The organism is Paractinoplanes hotanensis (assembly GCF_023717965.1).
GTDB classification, from domain to species: domain Bacteria; phylum Actinomycetota; class Actinomycetes; order Mycobacteriales; family Micromonosporaceae; genus Actinoplanes; species Actinoplanes polyasparticus.
In genome coordinates, this window is record NZ_JAMQOL010000029.1 from 101,840 (window position 1) to 119,460 (window position 17,621).

The 17,621-nt window shown below is 71.0% G+C and carries 18 protein-coding genes; 3 read left to right on the forward strand and 15 right to left on the reverse strand.

Annotation, left to right across the window (positions count from 1 at the left end):
• Positions 1-5: 5 nt before the first annotated feature.
• The 11 genes from LXN57_RS21535 to LXN57_RS21585 form a co-directional block, all read right to left on the reverse strand.
• Positions 6-626, reverse strand: coding sequence for a class I SAM-dependent methyltransferase (locus tag LXN57_RS21535; protein ID WP_251799969.1), 621 nt, complete (start codon positions 624-626; stop codon positions 6-8).
• A 58-nt stretch (positions 627-684) separates the two neighbouring features.
• Positions 685-1,239, reverse strand: coding sequence for a MerR family transcriptional regulator (locus LXN57_RS21540; protein ID WP_251799970.1), 555 nt, complete (start codon positions 1,237-1,239; stop codon positions 685-687).
• Positions 1,240-1,418: 179 nt separating this feature from the next.
• A complete protein-coding gene (locus tag LXN57_RS21545) occupies positions 1,419-1,883 on the reverse strand; it encodes a bifunctional nuclease family protein (protein ID WP_221377409.1) in 465 nt (154 codons plus the stop codon).
• Between the two features lie 103 nt (positions 1,884-1,986).
• The gene (gene ftsR, locus LXN57_RS21550) at positions 1,987-2,655 is read right to left on the reverse strand and encodes a transcriptional regulator FtsR (RefSeq protein ID WP_251799971.1); all 669 of its coding nucleotides are present in this window, start codon (positions 2,653-2,655) and stop codon (positions 1,987-1,989) included.
• 74 nt (positions 2,656-2,729) lie between these two features.
• Positions 2,730-3,176 (reverse strand): oxoglutarate dehydrogenase inhibitor Odhl, encoded by a 447-nt coding sequence (gene odhI / locus LXN57_RS21555; protein ID WP_203813631.1) that lies wholly within the window; start codon positions 3,174-3,176, stop codon positions 2,730-2,732.
• 169 nt (positions 3,177-3,345) lie between these two features.
• The gene (gcvH, locus tag LXN57_RS21560) at positions 3,346-3,726 is read right to left on the reverse strand and encodes a glycine cleavage system protein GcvH (RefSeq protein WP_251799972.1); all 381 of its coding nucleotides are present in this window, start codon (positions 3,724-3,726) and stop codon (positions 3,346-3,348) included.
• A gap of 38 nt (positions 3,727-3,764) precedes the next feature.
• Positions 3,765-4,931 carry a DUF881 domain-containing protein gene (locus tag LXN57_RS21565; protein WP_251799973.1) on the reverse strand — a complete coding sequence of 389 codons (1,167 nt, stop codon included), beginning with the start codon at positions 4,929-4,931 and terminating at the stop codon, positions 3,765-3,767.
• A 5-nt stretch (positions 4,932-4,936) separates the two neighbouring features.
• Positions 4,937-5,269: a small basic family protein gene (locus LXN57_RS21570; RefSeq protein ID WP_221377406.1), complete on the reverse strand. Its 333-nt coding sequence runs from the start codon at positions 5,267-5,269 to the stop codon at positions 4,937-4,939.
• Positions 5,266-6,219 (reverse strand): DUF881 domain-containing protein, encoded by a 954-nt coding sequence (locus LXN57_RS21575; protein ID WP_251799974.1) that lies wholly within the window; start codon positions 6,217-6,219, stop codon positions 5,266-5,268. Before LXN57_RS21575 ends, LXN57_RS21570 begins: the two co-directional genes overlap by 4 nt.
• Positions 6,219-6,824: a cardiolipin synthase ClsA gene (gene clsA, locus LXN57_RS21580; protein ID WP_251799975.1), complete on the reverse strand. Its 606-nt coding sequence runs from the start codon at positions 6,822-6,824 to the stop codon at positions 6,219-6,221. Before clsA ends, LXN57_RS21575 begins: the two co-directional genes overlap by 1 nt.
• Before the next feature lie 199 nt (positions 6,825-7,023).
• Positions 7,024-7,701 (reverse strand): nucleoside/nucleotide kinase family protein, encoded by a 678-nt coding sequence (locus tag LXN57_RS21585; protein ID WP_251799976.1) that lies wholly within the window; start codon positions 7,699-7,701, stop codon positions 7,024-7,026.
• 69 nt (positions 7,702-7,770) lie between these two features.
• On the opposite strand from LXN57_RS21585, the gene LXN57_RS21590 reads away from it, so the two are divergent.
• Entirely contained in the window at positions 7,771-8,688 is a 918-nt protein-coding gene (locus LXN57_RS21590; RefSeq protein ID WP_251799977.1) for an SDR family oxidoreductase, read from the forward strand.
• Here LXN57_RS21590 and LXN57_RS21595 read toward each other — a convergent pair.
• The 4 genes from LXN57_RS21595 to LXN57_RS21610 all read right to left on the reverse strand — a co-directional run bounded on the left by LXN57_RS21595 (position 8,679) and on the right by LXN57_RS21610 (position 13,734).
• Complete coding sequence (locus tag LXN57_RS21595) at positions 8,679-9,608, reverse strand: helix-turn-helix transcriptional regulator (protein ID WP_507185053.1); 930 nt, start codon at positions 9,606-9,608, stop codon at positions 8,679-8,681. The genes LXN57_RS21590 and LXN57_RS21595 overlap by 10 nt on opposite strands.
• 33 nt (positions 9,609-9,641) lie before the next feature.
• Positions 9,642-11,597 carry a VWA domain-containing protein gene (locus LXN57_RS21600; RefSeq protein ID WP_251799978.1) on the reverse strand — a complete coding sequence of 652 codons (1,956 nt, stop codon included), beginning with the start codon at positions 11,595-11,597 and terminating at the stop codon, positions 9,642-9,644.
• Positions 11,598-11,678: 81 nt separating this feature from the next.
• Entirely contained in the window at positions 11,679-13,097 is a 1,419-nt protein-coding gene (locus tag LXN57_RS21605; protein WP_251799979.1) for a sigma 54-interacting transcriptional regulator, read from the reverse strand.
• A gap of 10 nt (positions 13,098-13,107) precedes the next feature.
• Positions 13,108-13,734: a TetR/AcrR family transcriptional regulator gene (locus LXN57_RS21610; protein WP_251799980.1), complete on the reverse strand. Its 627-nt coding sequence runs from the start codon at positions 13,732-13,734 to the stop codon at positions 13,108-13,110.
• A gap of 95 nt (positions 13,735-13,829) precedes the next feature.
• Between LXN57_RS21610 and LXN57_RS21615 the strand changes: the two genes are divergently transcribed.
• Together LXN57_RS21615 and LXN57_RS21620 are read left to right on the forward strand one after the other, a co-directional pair.
• Positions 13,830-14,792 carry an aldo/keto reductase gene (locus tag LXN57_RS21615; protein ID WP_251799981.1) on the forward strand — a complete coding sequence of 321 codons (963 nt, stop codon included), beginning with the start codon at positions 13,830-13,832 and terminating at the stop codon, positions 14,790-14,792.
• A gap of 55 nt (positions 14,793-14,847) precedes the next feature.
• Positions 14,848-15,663 (forward strand): PhzF family phenazine biosynthesis protein, encoded by an 816-nt coding sequence (locus LXN57_RS21620; protein WP_251799982.1) that lies wholly within the window; start codon positions 14,848-14,850, stop codon positions 15,661-15,663.
• The last annotated feature ends 1,958 nt before the right edge of the window (positions 15,664-17,621 follow it).

Sequence of the window (17,621 nt, forward strand, 5' to 3'; positions counted from 1 at the left end):
CGACGCTACAGCTTCTCCCGGGCCCGGCGGCGAAGTTTCACCGTGTTGTCCGAGCGTTCGTGCGCGACCCCGTCGATGATGTGCTCGCGCGGGTGCACCTCGGACAGCAGCACGTCCCAGCCCTCGTCCAGCTCGAGCCGTTCGATCACCTGGTCCGGCCCAGGCAGGTCGGGCGCGTTCTGGTGCTCGGGGCGGCGCACCGGCCCGGTGTCCATGTGCCCCTCGATCAGCAGGATGCCGCCCGGCGCCACCGCGGCCGCCGCCCGGCGCAGGATGCTCTCCCGGTCGAACGCGCCCCAGAAGTGCAGGAACTGCGCGCTGACCAGGTCGTACGTCCCGTCCGGGAAGTCGTTGAGCAGGTCGTGCTTGCGCCACTCGACGCTGACCCCGGCATCATCGGCGTGCTCCTGGGCCCGGGCGAGAGCCACCCCCGAGATGTCCACGGCGGTCACCCGCCAGCCCCGCTTCGCCAGCCAGATCGCGTCGCCGCCCTCGCCGCACCCCAGGTCGAGGGCCGTGCCGGGCGGCAGGTCACCGACCTCGCGCACCAGCACGACATTCGGCTTGCCGCTCCAGATGTGGGTGTTCTCGTGGTACCGGGCGTCCCACGCTTGTTCGTCGCTCATGCGCCCAGCCTGCGGCACACCCCGGAACACGCCAACCAAACTTGCCGGAACGGCAAGGTCACCCGGCGCGGCGGCGGGCCCGTCGCGCCGCCAGCTCGTCGCCGGCGGCCGGCTCGGGCTCGGCGCCGAGCGGCACCGGGCCGCCCGCGGGCTCGGCCGGCAGGTGGGACAGCGAACCCTGGATCTCCTTGAAGGCGCCGCCGATGGCGATGCCGAACACGCCCTGACCGCCCTGGAGCAGGTCGACGACCTCTTCCGGCGAGCGGCACTCGTAGACCGTGGTGCCGTCGGAGATCAGCGTGATGCCGGCCAGGTCGTCGACGCCGCGCGAGCGCAGCGCCTCGATCGCCCGGCGGATGTTCTGCAGCGAGACCCCGGCGTCGAGCAGGCGCTTGACCACCTTGAGGACCACGAGGTCGCGGAACGAGTAGAGCCGCTGGGTGCCCGAGCCCGACGCGTCGCGGATGCTCGGGACCACGAGCGTCGTACGCGCCCAGTAGTCGAGCTGGCGGTAGCTGATGCCCACCGCCTGACACGCCGTGACTCCGCGATATCCGACCGAGCCGTCCTCGCCGACGAGGGGACCATCTTGTTCAAGAGGCTGCTCGTGCACGCGACCACCTCCCCGCTGCGCGGTGCCGCCGCTTCACCTGGACTTCACGAGCGTATATCTCAGCGCCCGCGGAAACAGAGAAGTAACGCGGCGACACGCCGCGCGGGAGCGAGGCAGTTGTCGATCACTCAGGTGGTTTCTGGCCGCTTCTGATCAGACGCGAAGATCGACAGCGAGGATCAGCCGGCGAAGTCTTCGGGGCGCACCTGGTCGAGGAACTCGCGGAACTTCTCGACCTCGTCCTCCTGCTCGTCGGGGATGACGATGCCGGCCTCGGTGAGCACCTGCTCGGCGCAGCGGATCGGCGCGCCGACCCGCAGCGCGAGCGCGATCGAGTCGCTCGGGCGGGCCGAGACCCGCACGTCCTCACCGATCAGCAGGTCGGCGTAGAAGACGTTGTCCTTGAGCTCGGTGATCTCGACCGCGGTCAGCGGCGCCTCGAGCGCCGTCAGGATGTCGCGCAGCAGATCGTGTGTCAGCGGCCGGGCCGGTTTGACACCCTGTTGCTCGTACGCGATGGCGGTCGCCTCGACGGCGCCGATCCAGATGGGCAGGTAGCGATCGCCGTCCACCTCCCGCAGCAGGACGATCGGCTGGTTGCTGGGTAGCTCCACCCGAACTCCGACCACGCTAAGCTCGCGCACAGCCCCGCCTCCGTGTCGTTCTCGCCCCGCATTTGCACCTCACCTGCACGTTACACGCACGGAGTGAGCTTCCCACCGCTGCGGCATACCCCTAAAAAGCGCCTCAACGCCCGAGTTCGCCGCGCAGTCCGGCCCGGACCAGAGCGGCGTGCAGACGCTGCGAGAGCGCCTGCAGTTCGCGGGCGGTCTCGTTGGCCCGGGCACGCGCCGCCGGGTCGCTCTGCCGCACCAGAGGCGCCAGCAACTGCGTGAACAGGCCGACCTCGCGGTCCGAGGCGGCCCGGAAACCTCGCAGGTGGCGCAATTCCAGCCCGTACCGGGTCAGACCGACGACCACCTCGACGATGACCACGGCGTCGCCGTCGTACCATCCCGGCGGCCGCGCCGTGACCAGGCCCATCCGCTCGAGCTCGTCGAGCACCTCGGCGGAGGCGCCCGTGCGTTCCATCACATCCTCCCGGGGAACCCGGGTGTCGGACGGATCGGCCGCCTTCTCGGCGCCCACGGCGACCAGAGCCGGGCGGCTGGGCGCCACCGGCTCGGACTCCATCTGTTCCAACTGCTCGCGGATGACCCGCAACGGGAGGTACTGGTCGCGCTGCGCCGTCAGCACGAAACGCAGGCGCGCGATGTCGTTCCACGAGTACTTGCGGTACCCGGAGGCGGTGCGCTGGGGATCGACCAGACCCTCCGCCTCCAGGAACCGCAATTTGGAGATCGTGGTGTCGGGGAACTCGGTGCGCAGATGGGCCAGCACCTCCCCGATGCTCATCAGCGCTTGCTCACGCCCGCCCTGGGGGCGCGAGGCCCCCGGGTCGCGTGCCGCCGCCCCCGACGCGTTCACTGCTAGTTGCCCTCTCCCTCGGGCCGCGGGCCGGCGATGAACACCAGCCGGAACTTGCCGATCTGGACCTCGTCGCCGTTGCTGAGCGTGGCCGCCTCGACCCGCTCGCGGTTGACGTACGTGCCGTTCAGCGAGCCCACGTCGCGCACCGTGAAGGTGCCGCCGTCGCGGTGGAACTCGGCGTGGCGGCGGGACACCGTCACGTCGTCGAGGAAGATGTCACTGTCAGGATGCCGTCCACTTGTCGTCACGTCGTGGTCGAGCAGGAAGCGTGCACCCGCATTGGGACCCCGGCGCACCACCAGCAGCGCCATCCCGGGCGGGAGCGAGCCGGACATACGGCTCGGCACCACGTCGGTGTCGGGACCCTCGAGCACCTCGTCGAGGGCTCCGAGGTTCAGCGTGGACGTGACGTCGAGTGGGGGGAACTCGTCGTCTGGGCGCGTCATGGACCACCTCGCGGATCAGTTGGTCGTCGCCTCGCGGCACGGGTCTCCCCCGCCGCAGCCGGAAGGCTTGGACGCACGACTATCGGTTTTCTATAGGCATAACAAACGTGGTGCCCCGCGAGCCTAGTCAGCGCCAATATCGCGGGGCAACCGGACACACTGACTTGCGTCAGCTCTCCGTCAAAGCTTTGTATGCGTTCGCGTCAAGCAGCTGCGCGACCGCATCCGGATCGGCCGGCGCGATTTCCACCAGCCACCCGGCCGCATAGGGCTCGGCGTTGATGAGCTCCGGCTCGTCGCCCAGCGAAGCGTTCTTGGACACGACCGTGCCGGAGATCGGCGCGTAGAGCTCGGAGACGCTCTTGGTCGACTCGACCTCGCCGAACGTCTCGCCCGCCGTCACCTCGGCGCCCTCCTCGGGCAGGTCGACGAAGACGATGTCGCCCAGCGCGTCCTGCGCGAAGTGGGTGATGCCCACGCGCACGGGCCCGCTGCCGTCTCCGGCCACCCACTCGTGTTCAGCCGTGTACCGCAGGTCCTCAGGAATCACGCGTTCTCTCCCGTTTTTATCAATCCCCGGCGCACCTTTCAGGACGCCGGCCGTGCGTATTGCAATGTCGTGGCGTCACGCACCGCGGTCACTTCGACCAAGGTCCGTTGTTCCAACGTCACGCTACCGCCGCCGGAGTTCACCGACGCGACCACCCCGCCGGGGATCTGCAACGCGGTCTGCATGACCTGAGGCACCCCGATCACGGTCAGCACGTACGGCCCGGGCAGCTGGTCGCCGTCCACGATGATGCCGCCGCCCTCGGCGTCCACGAAGTAGCTGGACGCCACGATCCGGACGGCCTTGCCCCCGGCCCCGGCGATCTGCATGACCTCGCCGCCGGCGCCGCGCAGCTCCTGCACGGTGTTGAGGATCGCCGAGGCCTTCACCCCGTCGATCACGATCCGCAGACCCGGCCCGCGGCCGGCGACCGTGCCGGCCAGCAGTCCCAGCTCGTCGGCCCGCTTCTCGGCCTCGGCGAGCGCCGCCTGGCGGCCCGCCACCCCGGAGGTCAGCTGGCGCTGGCTGGTCTCCAGGGCGCTGATCTCGCTCTGCAGCCGGCTGTCGCGCGCCTCCAGATCGCTCAGGATCCGGACGAGATCCTCCTGCCGGGCGCTGGCCAGCCCGTCGTCGCCGTCGTTGCTGCGCAGCTGCACCACCAGCGTGAACCCGAACAACGCCAGCAACGCCAGGATCAGCAGGCCCGCAGGACTCGACGGGCGCTTGCCGAGCAGGCGCAGGATGCCCGCCTTCGGTGGCGGAGCTTTTTCTGGTACGACTTCTGGCCGCTCAGCCCTCGGCGGTGCGTCCCCCCGCAGGTCGTCACCCGCCGCTGCGTCCATCGGCGCACTCTCGTGCATGTCACGGGTCGTCGCCGCCGTGGGCATGTCGTCCGCCGGCGCCGTCGTGGGCGGTGGATTCACGCGTGCGTCGTCGGCCGGTGTCGCCGTGGGCGGGATGGCCTCGGCCGGTGTCACCGGTTCGGGTGACGGCGCCGGCAGGGACAGCCGCCGCGTCGGCCCGTCGAGATCGACCGTCGTCGGGTCGAGCAGGGCCTTGCGCGGCGTCTCCACCGTCGGCCCCTCGCTGTCGGCGCCCAGCAGCTGGGTGACCTCGTCGGCCTCGTTCTCGACGGGCAGCGGCCGGCGACCGGCCGTGGGCATGCCCGGCTCGGCGTCGTGGTCGTGGTCGTTCTTGTCGGTCATGCCACTCACGCCCGGAACAGGTGCCGGCGGATCGCCGCCACATTGCCGAAGATGCGGACGCCGAGCACGACGACGACGCCGGTGGACAGTTGCGTGCCCACCCCGAGCTGGTCGCCGAGATAGACGATGAGGGCCGCCACCAGCACGTTCGAGATGAACGAGACGACGAACTGCTTGTCGTCGAAGATGCCGTCGAGTTTGGCCCGCACCCCGCCGAACACCGCGTCCAGGGCCGCCACCACCGCGATCGGCAGGTACGGCGCCAGCTCGGGCGGCACGGTGGGATGGAACACGATGCCCAGGGCGACACCGGCTATCAGGGCAAGTACGGCGATCATCGGCCGCCTTCCGACGATGGGCGGGACGACCCGGCCGGGGTGGACGGCGAGCCGGAGGGAAAGGTGGAGGGTGCGGACGGCGGGGCCGACGGCGCGACGGACGGTTCGGCGACCCGCAGCTTGAGCTCGGTCGCCGCCTCCAGCCGCAGGTCCTCGGCCGGGCGGGCGTCGAACGACATCCCGTACTTGGCCGCGAGCTGCTCGAAGAACCGGCCCGCGTAGCTGTCGTGGAAGTCGCGCGCGAGCTCGTCGGGGCCGATCGCCGACACCTCGTACGGCGTGGTGACGGGGCTCAGGTCGACCAGGATCGCCTCACCGGCCTGCCGGATCGTCGACGTCGCGGTCAGCCGCTGCCCGTTGACCGCTATCGCCTCGGCCCCCAGCGACCACAGGGCGTTGGCGGCCAGCTGCAGGTCGGAGTCCTTGACCCGGGCCGCGGTGTTGCGCTCGCCGGTGACCGGGTTGATCGGGGTCGGCCCGTCGGCCACGGTGATCTTGGCGCCCGAGCCCCGCACCGGCGCCAGCCCCGTCGCGGCCTCGGTGTCCTCGATCTTCCGGGCCGCCTCGCCGCCGAGTTCGCGTTCCCGCAGCTGCGACACCTCGTCGGCCAGCCGGTCGGCGCGCTCCTGCAGCTCGGTGGTGGTCTCGCGACGGTTCTTGACCTGGTCGATCAGCTCGGCGCGGGCCGTGGTGCGGGCCGGCTCCTCCGCGACGGTCTGCTGATACGCCACGACCAGCAGGAAGCCGAGCACCACGAGGGCGACCGCGAGGGACGCGCTGCGCAGCGCCTTGGGCGTGCCGGTGGGCTCGCCCTCACGCTGCTTGCGGGCCGCGGCGTCGGCGTAGCCGGGGTCGAGCGGGTTGCGGAACAACTCGGTGAGGAAGTCGGGCGCGAAGACCCGCTTCGGCGGCTGCACCTCTTCGCCCTTCTCGCCGGGCGGGTCGGTCATCAGGCCGCCACCCGGGAGGCCCGCACCAGCCGGGTCGCCTGCAGCAGATACAGCACGCCGGCAGCCCAGTACAGCCCGAGGGCCCACCAGGCGAGCCCCCAGCCGAGGGGTCCGGCCCACGGGTCGATCGACGGCACGGCACGGGCCAGCAGGATCACCGGGAACGCCGCCAGCAGCACGAACGTGCCGGTCTTGCCGACGTAGTGGACGGGCGGCGGGCCGTACCCGTGGCGCCGCAGCACCAGCAGCGCGATGCCCAGCACCAGCTCGCGCAGCAACAGAGCGCCGGTCAGCCAGTACGGCACCACGCCGCGCACGGTGAAGCCGATCAGCGTGGCCAGGATGTAGAGGCGGTCGGCGAACGGGTCGAGCAGCTCACCGAGCCGGCTGACCGAGTTCATCCGCCGGGCCACGAAGCCGTCGACCCAGTCGGTCGTGCCGCCGACGGCCAGCACGATCACCGCGGCCACGTCGTGCTGCGGACCGAGCAGCAGATAGAGGAAGAGCGGCACGCCCAGCAGCCGGATGAAGCTGATGACGTTGGGAATCGTCCAGATCCGGTTGGAAGGAGCGGAAACAGTGGACGGCGCAGGCTGCTGCGACATCGCGACTTCCTCTCCCCCTCAGGCGCCGGGCTTCCCGGCCGCATCCCCGGCGAGCCGCACGGCACTGCCCGGATGCATGCGTCCCCCGACGCCCGGACCCCCGACCGGCCACTCGCGGAGCAACTATAACGAGCTTCAGAATCACCGTCGCGGACCCGTCACGTGTCGCACACCGCGTGCGCCGTCCTAGGAACCTAGTTCATTGCTGCCGGACTTCCCAGCGCGGTTGCTCCGGCGTGTCGTTGTGGACGACGACATCGGCCCGCTCGGCCGGGCGGACCGTGTCGAGGTAGTGCTGCTGCGAGGGACGGTACCGGTGGTGGAACCGCCGCTCGACCACCGTCGTCGAGCCGTATTCGGCCTGGTCGCGGATCCGCGCACGGTCGAGCGTGACCTCGAACGAGGTGGACACGAGCAGCCGCAGGTCCCACTGGTCGTCCAGCTCCGGGCGCATGAGGAACACCCCGTCGAACACCAGCACGGCATCCGGCGCGGACTCCCGGAACGGCAGGTTCACCGGGACATCGGTGGCCCGGTCCCGGATCGCCGGCTGATAGCGCCGGTCACCACCGGGGCCGAGCGGTCCGAGCAGCAGCCGGTGCAGGGCGTCGAAGTCGAAGGAGTCCTGGTAGTTGCTCTCGACCGAGAACTCGCCGCGCCGATAGCGCTCGGCCCGGGGCCGCAGGAAGCTGTCGATCGACGTCCGGATCACCTCGCGGCCCCGCGCGCGCAGCACCCCGGCCAGTTCATCGGCCAGCGTGGTCTTGCCCGCCGCGGGCCGTCCGTCGACCGCGACCCGCGCCGGGTGCGGCCGGGTCACCGCTCCGGCGAGGTCGGCCAGGTGGGTGAGCAACTCGTCCCGCGTGCCGCTGATCATGCCGCGCAGCTTAGGTTCCCCGGTAAAGGGTGCCACCGGTTGTCAGGTTTTGCCGCGAGCATGGCTCGCATGGCAGAACAACCTTTGCAGGGCAAGGTGGCGCTCGTCGCCGGGGCGACCCGGGGCGCCGGGCGTCAGATCGCGGTGCAGCTCGGAGCGGCCGGCGCGACCGTGTACGCGACCGGGCGCAGCACCCGGGGCAAGCGCTCGGAGATGGACCGCCCGGAGACCATCGAGGAGACGGCCGACCTCGTCACGGCGGCCGGCGGGCAGGGCATCGGGGTGGCCGTCGACCATCTGGCGCCCGAGCAGGTCGACGCGCTCGTCCGGCGGATCGACCGCGAGCAGGGAAGACTCGACGTGCTGGTCAACGATGTGTGGGGCGGCGATCCGCTGGCCACCTGGCACAAGCCGGTGTGGGAGCAGTCGCTCGAGAAGGGTTTCCGGCTGCTGCGGCTGGCCGTCGACACGCACATCGTCACCGCCCATTACGCGATGCCGCTGCTCATCCGCCAGCCGGGCGGCCTCGTCATCGAGATGGGCGACGGCACGACCGCGTACAACGAGAAGAACTACCGCCTGTCGGTCTTCTACGACCTGGCCAAGTCGAGCGTCAACCGGCTGGCGTTCGCGTGGTCGCAGGAGCTGGCGCCGCACGGCGGAACCGCGGTCGCGCTGACGCCGGGCTGGTTGCGCTCGGAGATGATGCTCGACGGCTTCGGCGTCACCGAGGAGAACTGGCGTGACGCCACCGCCAAGGAGCCGCACTTCGCGATCTCCGAATCCCCGGCGTACGTCGGACGGGCCGTGGCCGCCCTCGCCGGCGACGCCGGCAAGGCCCGGTGGAACGGCAAGTCCGTCTCGAGCGGCGAACTGGCTCAGGTGTACGGCTTCACCGACCTCGACGGCAGCCGGCCCGACGCCTGGCGCTACCTGGTCGAGGTGCAGGACCCCGGCAAACCGGCTGACGTGACCGGTTACCGGTAGAGCGCGCTCGTCTTCTCCGCGGCGGAAGCCATCCGCGACCGCAGTGACGGAGGTGACAGCACCTCGACCTCCGGTCCGAGCCGCAACATGTAGGTGTAGGCCACGTCGAGCGATTCCACGGGGAGCCGGGTCCGGACCCAACCGTCCGGGCCGGGCTCGTCCGTCACCGCCGCTTGCACCGCGACCTCTTCCACCGCGAACCGCAGCAGGCGCAGCCCGTCGGGCGACAGCCGGATCGTGATCTCGTCCCGCAGCATCTGCCGGACGAACTCGACCGCCCGGGCCGCCCAGAACGACGGCAGGTCGAACCCGGGGTCGCGCTCGAACGTCCGCCCGGTCGGCGTCACCTCGGTGATCCTGTCCACACGGTAGGAGCGCAGGCTCTCCCCCACCCGGCCGACCAGGTACCAGACGCCGTTCTTCAACACCAGGCCGTACGGTTCGACCGTCCGCGTCACCTCGTCGTGGCGCTTGTACCGCATGGTGAGTTCCAGGTCCTGCCACACGGCCTGGGCCAGTTCGCCCAGCACGGGCGGTGTCCGCGGGTCGTGGAACCAGCCGGGGGCGTCGAGGTGGAACCGCTGCCCGGCGATCGACGACGCGTCGCGCAACCCGGGCGGCAGGGCCGCCAGCATCTTCAGCTGCGCCGTGCGGGCCGGCTCGCCCAGCCCCAGCTCCCGCGCCGGACCGGGCAGCCCGGCCAGGAACAACGCCTCGGCCTCGGCCCGGGACAGCCCGGTCAGCCGGGTGCGATAGCCGTCGACCAGCTGGTAGCCGCCGGTGCGGCCCTGGGACGCGTAGACCGGCACCCCGGCCGACGACAGTTCGACGACGTCGCGATAGACCGTGCGTTCCGAGACCTCCAGCTCAGCGGCTATCTCGGCCGCCGTCATCGTGCCGCGCGACTGCAGCAGCAACACCAGATTGATCAGTCGCGCGGCACGGATGACGGATCAGCGCCTTCCGCGCCGGGCCCGCACGTAGTCGTCGACCACGTACCGCCCCAGCTCGTCGGCGTCCGGGCTGAACACCCGGCCGCCGTTGCGTTCGGCCACCGCGGCCACGAACCTCTGCAGGCCGTCGTCCTCGCCCAGCATGAAGAAGTTGAGCGTGGCCCCGAAGCGGGTCAGGTGGTCGACCTCATGGATGGTGGCCCGGATCGTCTCGGGCAGCGGCGGCCACCAGAACATGGCCTCGCCGTCCGGTTCGAGGTGGGCCGTGGGCTCGCCGTCGGTCACCACCAGCACCACCGGCTCGGCGCCCGGGTGCCGGCGCAGGTGCCGGCCCGCCAGCTTGAGCGCGTGCTGCAGGTTGGTGCCCTTCTCGGCCGTCGGGTCGATCGCGGCCAGCTGCCCCTGCGACAGCGCGTTGGCGTACTTGCCGAAGCCGATGATCTGCAGCGAATCCTGCGGGAACTGGGTCGCGACCAGGTGCGACAGGGCCAGCGCGGTCTGTTTCATCGGGCCCCAGCGGCCGTCGGCGTACATCGAGTAGGAGAGGTCGACGCAGAGCGCGACCACCGCCGACGCCCGCCGCTCGGTCTCGGCCACCTCGAAGTCGTCGGGCTCGAGGCGTACGGGCAGCACGCCCACGCCGCCCCCGGCTGCCCGCCGCCGTACCGCGTTGCCGATCGTGCGCACCACGTCGAGCGGCTGCTCGTCGCCGAACTCCCAGCGCCGCGACGAGCCGATCAGGTCGCCCGCCGCGCCCGCGTCGCGCAGGTCGTGCTGCCCCTGCTTGCGGCCCGACAGATCGTCGAAGACCTGAGCCAGCGCCGTACGGCCGAGCCGCCGCAGCGCCTTGGGCGAAAGCGTCAGGCCCTCCGAGTCGCGGGTGACCCACCCCTGCCGGCTGAGCTCGCGTTCGAGCTCGCGCAACCGGCGGACGTCGTCGGCCGCGCCCCGGCCGAGCTGGCGCTCGACCATCTCGACGTCCACGTCGTCGAGCGTGGCCCCCGGATGTTCCTGCCCGAGCTGGTCGAGCAGCTCGTCGAGCTCGCCGATCTCGCCGAGGGCGGCCGCCGCGTCGCCGTAGCCCAGATCCTGCGGACCCCGCATGCGCTCGCCGCGACCCCAGTTGAGGTTGGGCCGCAACGCCCGCAGGTTGTCGGTCAGCTCGCCGAGCTGACCGCGCAGCGGCCCGTCGCCCAGCGCCTGGTCCATCAGGCGTGACAGCTCTTCCTGCTGCTGCGGCGACAACGATCGCATCAGCCGCTCGGCCGCCGCGGCTTGGCGGGCCAGGGAGTCGATCAGTTCCTCGACGTTCTTCGGATTCTCCGGGAAGAACTGGCCGTGCTTGGCCATGAACTGCTGGAACGCGTCGGACGTGTCCTCGCCGCGGGCGTGCTTGGCCAGGAGGTCGTTGAGGTCGGACACCATCTCGGAGACGCCCTCGAGGTCGCCCTGCTGCAGCGCCTGCTTCATGCCGGCGAACCGCTGCTCGACCACCTCGCGGCGCAGACCGTCGAGGATCTGCTGGTAGAGCTGCTGGGCCTCGGACGACGCCCACTGGTAGTCGGACAGTTCCTCGACCGCGCGCGACGTCGAGCGCGGCAGGTTGTCGAGCACGGCCTCGCTGAACCGGGCCGCGTCGTCGTCGCGCCGGGTCAGCTCGTCGCGCTCGGCCGCGAGGGCCTGGTCGAGCAGCTGCTGAGCCCGGGTGACGGCGCCGTCGAGGTTGCCCCGGCGCAGCGCCTCGCGGCGGAGCCGGCGGGCCCGGTCGCGCAACGCGTCGAGCCCGCGGCCGTCCTGCGGGCCCCGGCGGACCAGATCACGCAGCACGTCGCGCAGGCTGTCGCCGGCCAGCACGCGCTCGCCGACCTCGTCGACGGCCGCCCGCACGTCGTACGGCGGGGCGAGCGGGTCGGGCCCGTCCCGCCACGCGCCGTACCTGAATCGTCCGGCTCTCACGTCCGCACTCCGCTTCGCTCCGTGCTTCTGCGAGCAAACTTCCTGAGCCGGATGACGGACTCACTTCGTTCGCCCATGCGATCAGCTCCCGTACAGGGTGCGGCCGTCGTCGGTCATCTCCTTGGCCAGCCGCCTGGTCAGGTGGAGCCCCTCGAGCACGAACTCGATGGCCGACGCCGCCTGCCCCGGTGAGGGCGCGTCGCCCAGGCCCAGCCGGTCGAGCACCTTGGCCAGCCCCGGCACCGTGCCGATCTGGCCCAGCAGCTCGTCGGCGCTGACCAGGTCGCCGGTCTCGATGATGGCGCCCTCGGCCACCAGGTCGGTGAAGCCGGACAGGTCGAGACCGGCCAGCCGGTCGCGGAACGTCTCGGCCGTGGCGACCCGCAGCAGGTGGGCGAGCACCTCGGTCTCGCGCCCCTCCTCGCCGCTCTCGAACTCGACCTTGCCGCGCAGCGTGGACGTCACCGAGACCGTGTCGCAGACGCGCGCCACCGCCTCTCTTTCCTGCCGCAGCCCGCTGCGCCGCAACGCGGAAGCGGCCGTGGTCTCGGCGGCCGCGATGGCGAACCGCGCCGAGATGCCCGACCGCGCGTCGACCGCCGGCGACTCACGCACCGCACGCGTGTAGCGGGCCAGCACGTCGATCAGGTGTTCCGGCACGGCGGCCACCAGCGCGGCCTCCTGCCGGATCAGCTCGGTCTCGAGCGACAGGTCGACCGGGTAGTGGGTGCGGATCTCGGCGCCGAACCGGTCCTTCAGCGGCGTGATGATGCGGCCGCGGTTGGTGTAGTCCTCGGGGTTGGCCGAGGCCACGAGCAGCAGGTCGAGCGGCAGGCGGAGCTGGTAGCCCCGGACCTGGATGTCGCGTTCCTCGAGCACGTTGAGCAGCGACACCTGGATCCGCTCGGCCAGGTCGGGCAGCTCGTTGACGGCGAAGATGCCCCGGTTGGTGCGCGGCACCAGCCCGAAGTGGATCGTGTCGGGGTCGCCCAGGGCGCGGCCCTCGGCCACCTTGATCGGGTCGACGTCGCCGATCAGGTCGCCCACGCTGGTGTCGGGGGTGGCCAGCTTCTCGCCGTAGCGCTCGGAGCGGTGCAGCCACCAGATCGGCAGCAGGTCGCCGGTTTCCGCGACGAGCCGCCGGGACGCCGGGGTGAGCGGGTGGTACGGGTGTTCGTGGAGCTCGGAGCCGGTGATGACCGGCGTCCACTCGTCGAGCAGGTCGATCAGGCCGCGGATGAGGCGGGTCTTGCCCTGACCCCGCTCGCCCAGCAGGACCATGTCGTGCCCGGCCAGCAGTGCCCGTTCGACCTCGGGCAGGACGGTGTCGTCGTAGCCGACGATGCCGGGGAAGCGCGGCTCGCCCGAACGCAGGCGGGCCAGCAGGTTGTCGCGCAGCTCTTCCTTGACGGTGCGGAACTCGTGGCCGGAGGCCCGCAGCTCGCCCAGGGTGCGCGGAAGGTCGGAGGGCGGTGTGATCGCGGTTGGTGCATCTGTCACCGCACGAACGCTACTCCGGCCCTGTGACAATCTGCCGCCGCTCGCCCGGCGGGAACAACCGCCGCACCGCGGCCACAACCGCCGCGCGGCGTTCGGCCGTCTCCGGCCGGACCGGGGTGACGCCGGACTGCCCGGCCCAGGCCATGGCGATCTGGTTGACGAACATCAGGATGTCGACGGCGTCCCAGCCCGGGTCCAGCTGACCGTCCGCCTGAGCCTGCCGGAGGGTTTCGATCTTGCGACCCATCGAGACGCGAAGCGGGTTGTCGGCCGGGTCGTCGGCCGGGTCGTCGGCCGGGTCGTCAGCCGGGTCGTCAGCCGCGTCGTCGGCCGGCAGTTCGAGCTGGCCCCACATCATCAGGCGGTACTGCTCCGGGTGCGTCGTGAAGTAGTCGTAGACGCGACCGGCGTACTCGGGAAGGTCCTGCGGGTCGAGCCGGGTGGCCTCGGCGATGGCCGCGAGCTCCTGCGCGGCGACGTGCCGGTAGAGCGCCTCTTTGCCGCGGTAGTAGGCGTAGATGCGCTCCTTGCTGGTGCGCGCCTCTTTGGCGATGCGCTCGACACGCGCGCCGGCGATGCCGTGCCGGGCGAACTCGGCCGTGGCGGCGGCGACGATGCGCTCCTCGGTCGAGTCCATGGTCACAAGATTACGGCCGGCTTGGCTTCTGCGGGATCGCGGGCTAACGTCAAACCGAACCGTTTGGTTTGACTGCTTCTTCAAGGGAGATGACCGTGCAGCAACGCACTCTCGGCACGCAGGGACTCACCGTCTCGGCCCTCGGCTACGGCGCCATGGGCATCAACCTCGCCTACGGCCCCGGCGACGAGCAGCAGGGCATCGCCGCCATCCGCAGGGCCCACGAGCTGGGCGTCACGTTCTTCGACACCGCCGAGCTGTACGGGTGGGGTGAGAACGAGAAGGTCGTCGGCCGGGCCGTCAGGGACTTCCGCGACGACATCGTCATCGCCACCAAGTTCGGCTTCACCCACGACTTCGGCTTCGACAGCCGCCCGTCGCACATTCGTGAGGTCGTGGACAACAGCCTGCGCTACCTGGGCGTGGACACGATCGACGTGCTCTACCAGCACCGCGTCGACCCCACCGTGCCGATCGAGGACGTGGCCGGCACGGTCAAGGAGTTCATCGACGCCGGCAAGGTGAAGTACTTCGGGCTCAGCGAGGCCGGCCCGTCCACCATTCGCCGGGCCCACACGGTGCAGCCGGTGTCGGTGCTACAGACCGAGTACTCGCTGTTCGAGCGCGACGTCGAGCAGCTGTTCCCGACGCTGCGCGAGCTGGGCATCGGGTTCGTCGCCTACTCGCCGCTGGGCCGGGGCTTCCTCACCGGCGCGGCCCAGCCGGCCGCGGCGTACGACGAGAGCGACATGCGCCGCCACGACCCGCGCTGGCAGCCCGGCAACTACGAGAAGAACCTCGACGCCGTACGGCGCCTGGGCGATCTCGCCGCCGGCCGGGGCGCCACCGTCTCGCAGCTCGCCCTGGCCTGGCTGCTGGCCCAGGGCGACGACATCGTGCCCATTCCCGGCAGCCGCAGCGCGGCCCGGGTCGAGGAGAACCTCGCCGCCGCCGGCCTGTCGCTGTCCGCGGACGACCTCGCTGCGATCGCCGAAATTCTGCCGTCCGGCGGGGTGGGCGCCCGGTACGCGGGCGATATGACGCCGACCTGGGTCTAGTTTCGGTGTGTGCCACGCCCTTGGCAGCGCCGGGTCGGGACGGCAGGCTGGCGGCATGACTGTGGTGCGACGGTACGTGGCCTTCAGCGACGACCCGGCCGGCGGCAACCCCGCCGGCGTGGTGCTGGACGCGGCCGACCTGGACGACGCGACCATGCTGAAGATCGCGGCCGACGTGGGCTACTCGGAGACGGCGTTCGTGACGAGGACCCTGGCCGAGCGGCACCACCGGGTGCGGTACTTCAGCCCGCTCGCCGAGGTCCCGTTCTGCGGCCACGCCACCATCGCCACCGCGGTGGCCCTGGGCCCTGGCGAATACACGTTCACCACCAGGGCGGGTGAGGTGCCCGTCGTGGTCGCGGACGGCCGGGCGACCCTGACCAGCATCGCCCCGACCATCGACGAGCTGCCCGGCTCCACCCTGGCCGCGTTGCTCACCGCCCTGCGCTGGTCGGCGGACGACCTCGACCCGGCCCTGCCCCCGCAGGTCGCCTACGCCGGCGCCTACCACCCGATCATCGCCGCCAACTCTCGCGAGCGGCTCGCCCGCCTCGACTACCACTTCGACGCGCTGAAGAGCCTGATGGAGGCGCGCGGCTGGACCACGATCCAGCTGGTCTTCCGCACCGGCGACGACAGCTTCGACGTCCGCAACCCGTTCCCGGTCGGCGGAGTCGTGGAAGACCCGGCTACCGGGGCGGCTGCGGCGGCGCTCGGTGGTTATCTGCGGGCGTTGCGGCTGGTGGGGCCGGATGCGACCTTGCATCTGCGTCAGGGCGATGACCTTGGGCGGCCCAGTCGGCTGACTGTCACGCTGGTTGCTGGGGATCCAGGGGTCCGGGTCAGTGGGGGTGCTGTGGCGCTCGATTAGGGGCCGCTTCCGGCGCTGCCGTCTCCTGGGGGCGGGCCTGGCGTCCGTAGCGGTTCAGTGAGCGTCAGGTGCGGTCGTTTTGTGGCCAGGCGAGTGGCGCCGTAGTGGGGGCGGGTGCCGCCAGAGCTGCTGTCTCGCGGTGGCTGGAACGCTTGCCAGGCCCTGGGCGTCGTGGTCGCGGTTACTGCCGCCGGTTGCGGTCGTTCTGTGCCGGGCGGCTGACCAGGCTAGCGGAGCCGCGGTTGGCGTGAGTGCCGCCAGCTGCTGTCTCGCGGTGGCTGGGACGTCTGCCAGGCCCTGGGCGTCGTGGTCGCCGTTGCTGCCGCCAGTTGCGATCGTCTTGCGGGCGAGCGGCGCCGTGGTCGGGGTGGGTGCCGCCAGTTGCGGTGTCGCTGTGGCCGGGCGGCTGACCAGGCGAGCAGCGCCGTGGGTGCCGCCAGATACGGTCTTCGGTGGATGGGCGGCTGGCCAGGCCCTGGACGTCGTGGTCACTCTCACTGCCGCCAGTTGCGGTTGTTCTATGACCGGGGAGCGGCGCCGTGGGTGCCGCCAGATGCGGTCTTCAGCGGCTGGGCGGCCCGCCAGGCCACCGGCGTCGTGGTCGCTGTCACTGCCGCCAGCTGCGGTTGCTCTATGGCCGGGCGACTGACCAGGCGAGCGGCGCCGTGGTCGGGGCGAGTGCCGCCAGTTGCGGTGTCGCTGTGGCCGAACAGCTGACCGGGCGAGCGACGCCGCGGCTGGCGTTGGTGCCGCCAGCTGCGGTTTTCGGTGGCCGGGCAGTTCGCCAGGCCACCGGCGTCGTGGTCGCCGTCGTTGCCGCCAGTTGCGGGTCTCGATTTGGCCAGGCGGCTCGGCAGGCGAGGGGCGCGTGGTTGGGGTGGGTGCGGCCAGCCGCAGTCTTCGGCGGCTGGGCAGCCTGCCGGCCAGGGGCGCTGCGGCTGGCTCGCGGCCGCCAGTTGCGGTCGGGCTGATCGCCGCGCCCGGAGTGGCGCCGCCGCCCTCACTGCCGCCTGTTGCGGGTCTGCAGGTGGGGCGGCTTGTTGTTGGGCTTGCGGGCGCTGCGGTGGCCTTGCCGTCGGGCGGTTTCGCTGAGTGCGACGAGATGGCAGGTTGGCGGGAGTCACTTCCGCCGGAGGAAGACTGGCAAGCCGTCGTTGCCGCGTTGTCAACAGCCTCGGGAGGCGGCGGGGAGACCTTGTCAGCTGGCGGCTGCGGCTGCGGCTGCGGCTGCGGCTGCGGCTGCGGCTGCGGCTGCGGCTGCGGCTGCGGCTTTTTCGGCGGCCCGGCCATGGTGGACGATGAGGCGGGAAGGTCGCGCGGCTCGGCGTTCTCGGCGGCGCGGCGCGCACGGCGGAGGTAAGCGGCCTTGGCGGCATGGCGTTGCTGCAGGCCCCACGCGCGGTGACGCTCGTGCTCTCGGCGGAACTCGTCGCCCGCGGGAGACCAGTTTCGGGCCTTGGTGCGGTCGCGCATTTTCGCCAGTTCCACCGTGTTGAACAACTGTAACTGCCGCATGCCTACATTCTCTCGCATACGGCCGACAAAAGCCCGCCCCAATCGGCAACCGATCATGCCAAATTGTCTTCGCCGATCAGCACGCGCAGCATTTAATTCTGCATCGAGGTAGACTCGGAGTAGGCCGCCGCAATGCCGATAAACATGTCTTGAGCTGCACGCCCGCCAGGGACAACTACAGAGTTTCGGCAGCCGGCCTCGCACTCGCTGAGAGCCAATTGATACTCACATGTTGACACGCGCGCTAGGCGCTAAGCGTAATTGCTCGCTACGGAAAACCAGACACAGATCAATCCTACGACCATTAGAAAATGCGCCCCGAGGAACGCCTGTTGAGACCAGCTTAAGGAGGCGTGCCATTTCCCTCCTCAACTGGCGGCAGCCACGCCAGCCACGACGCTCCACGCCTGGCGAGCCGCCCAACCACCCAACACCGCAACCGG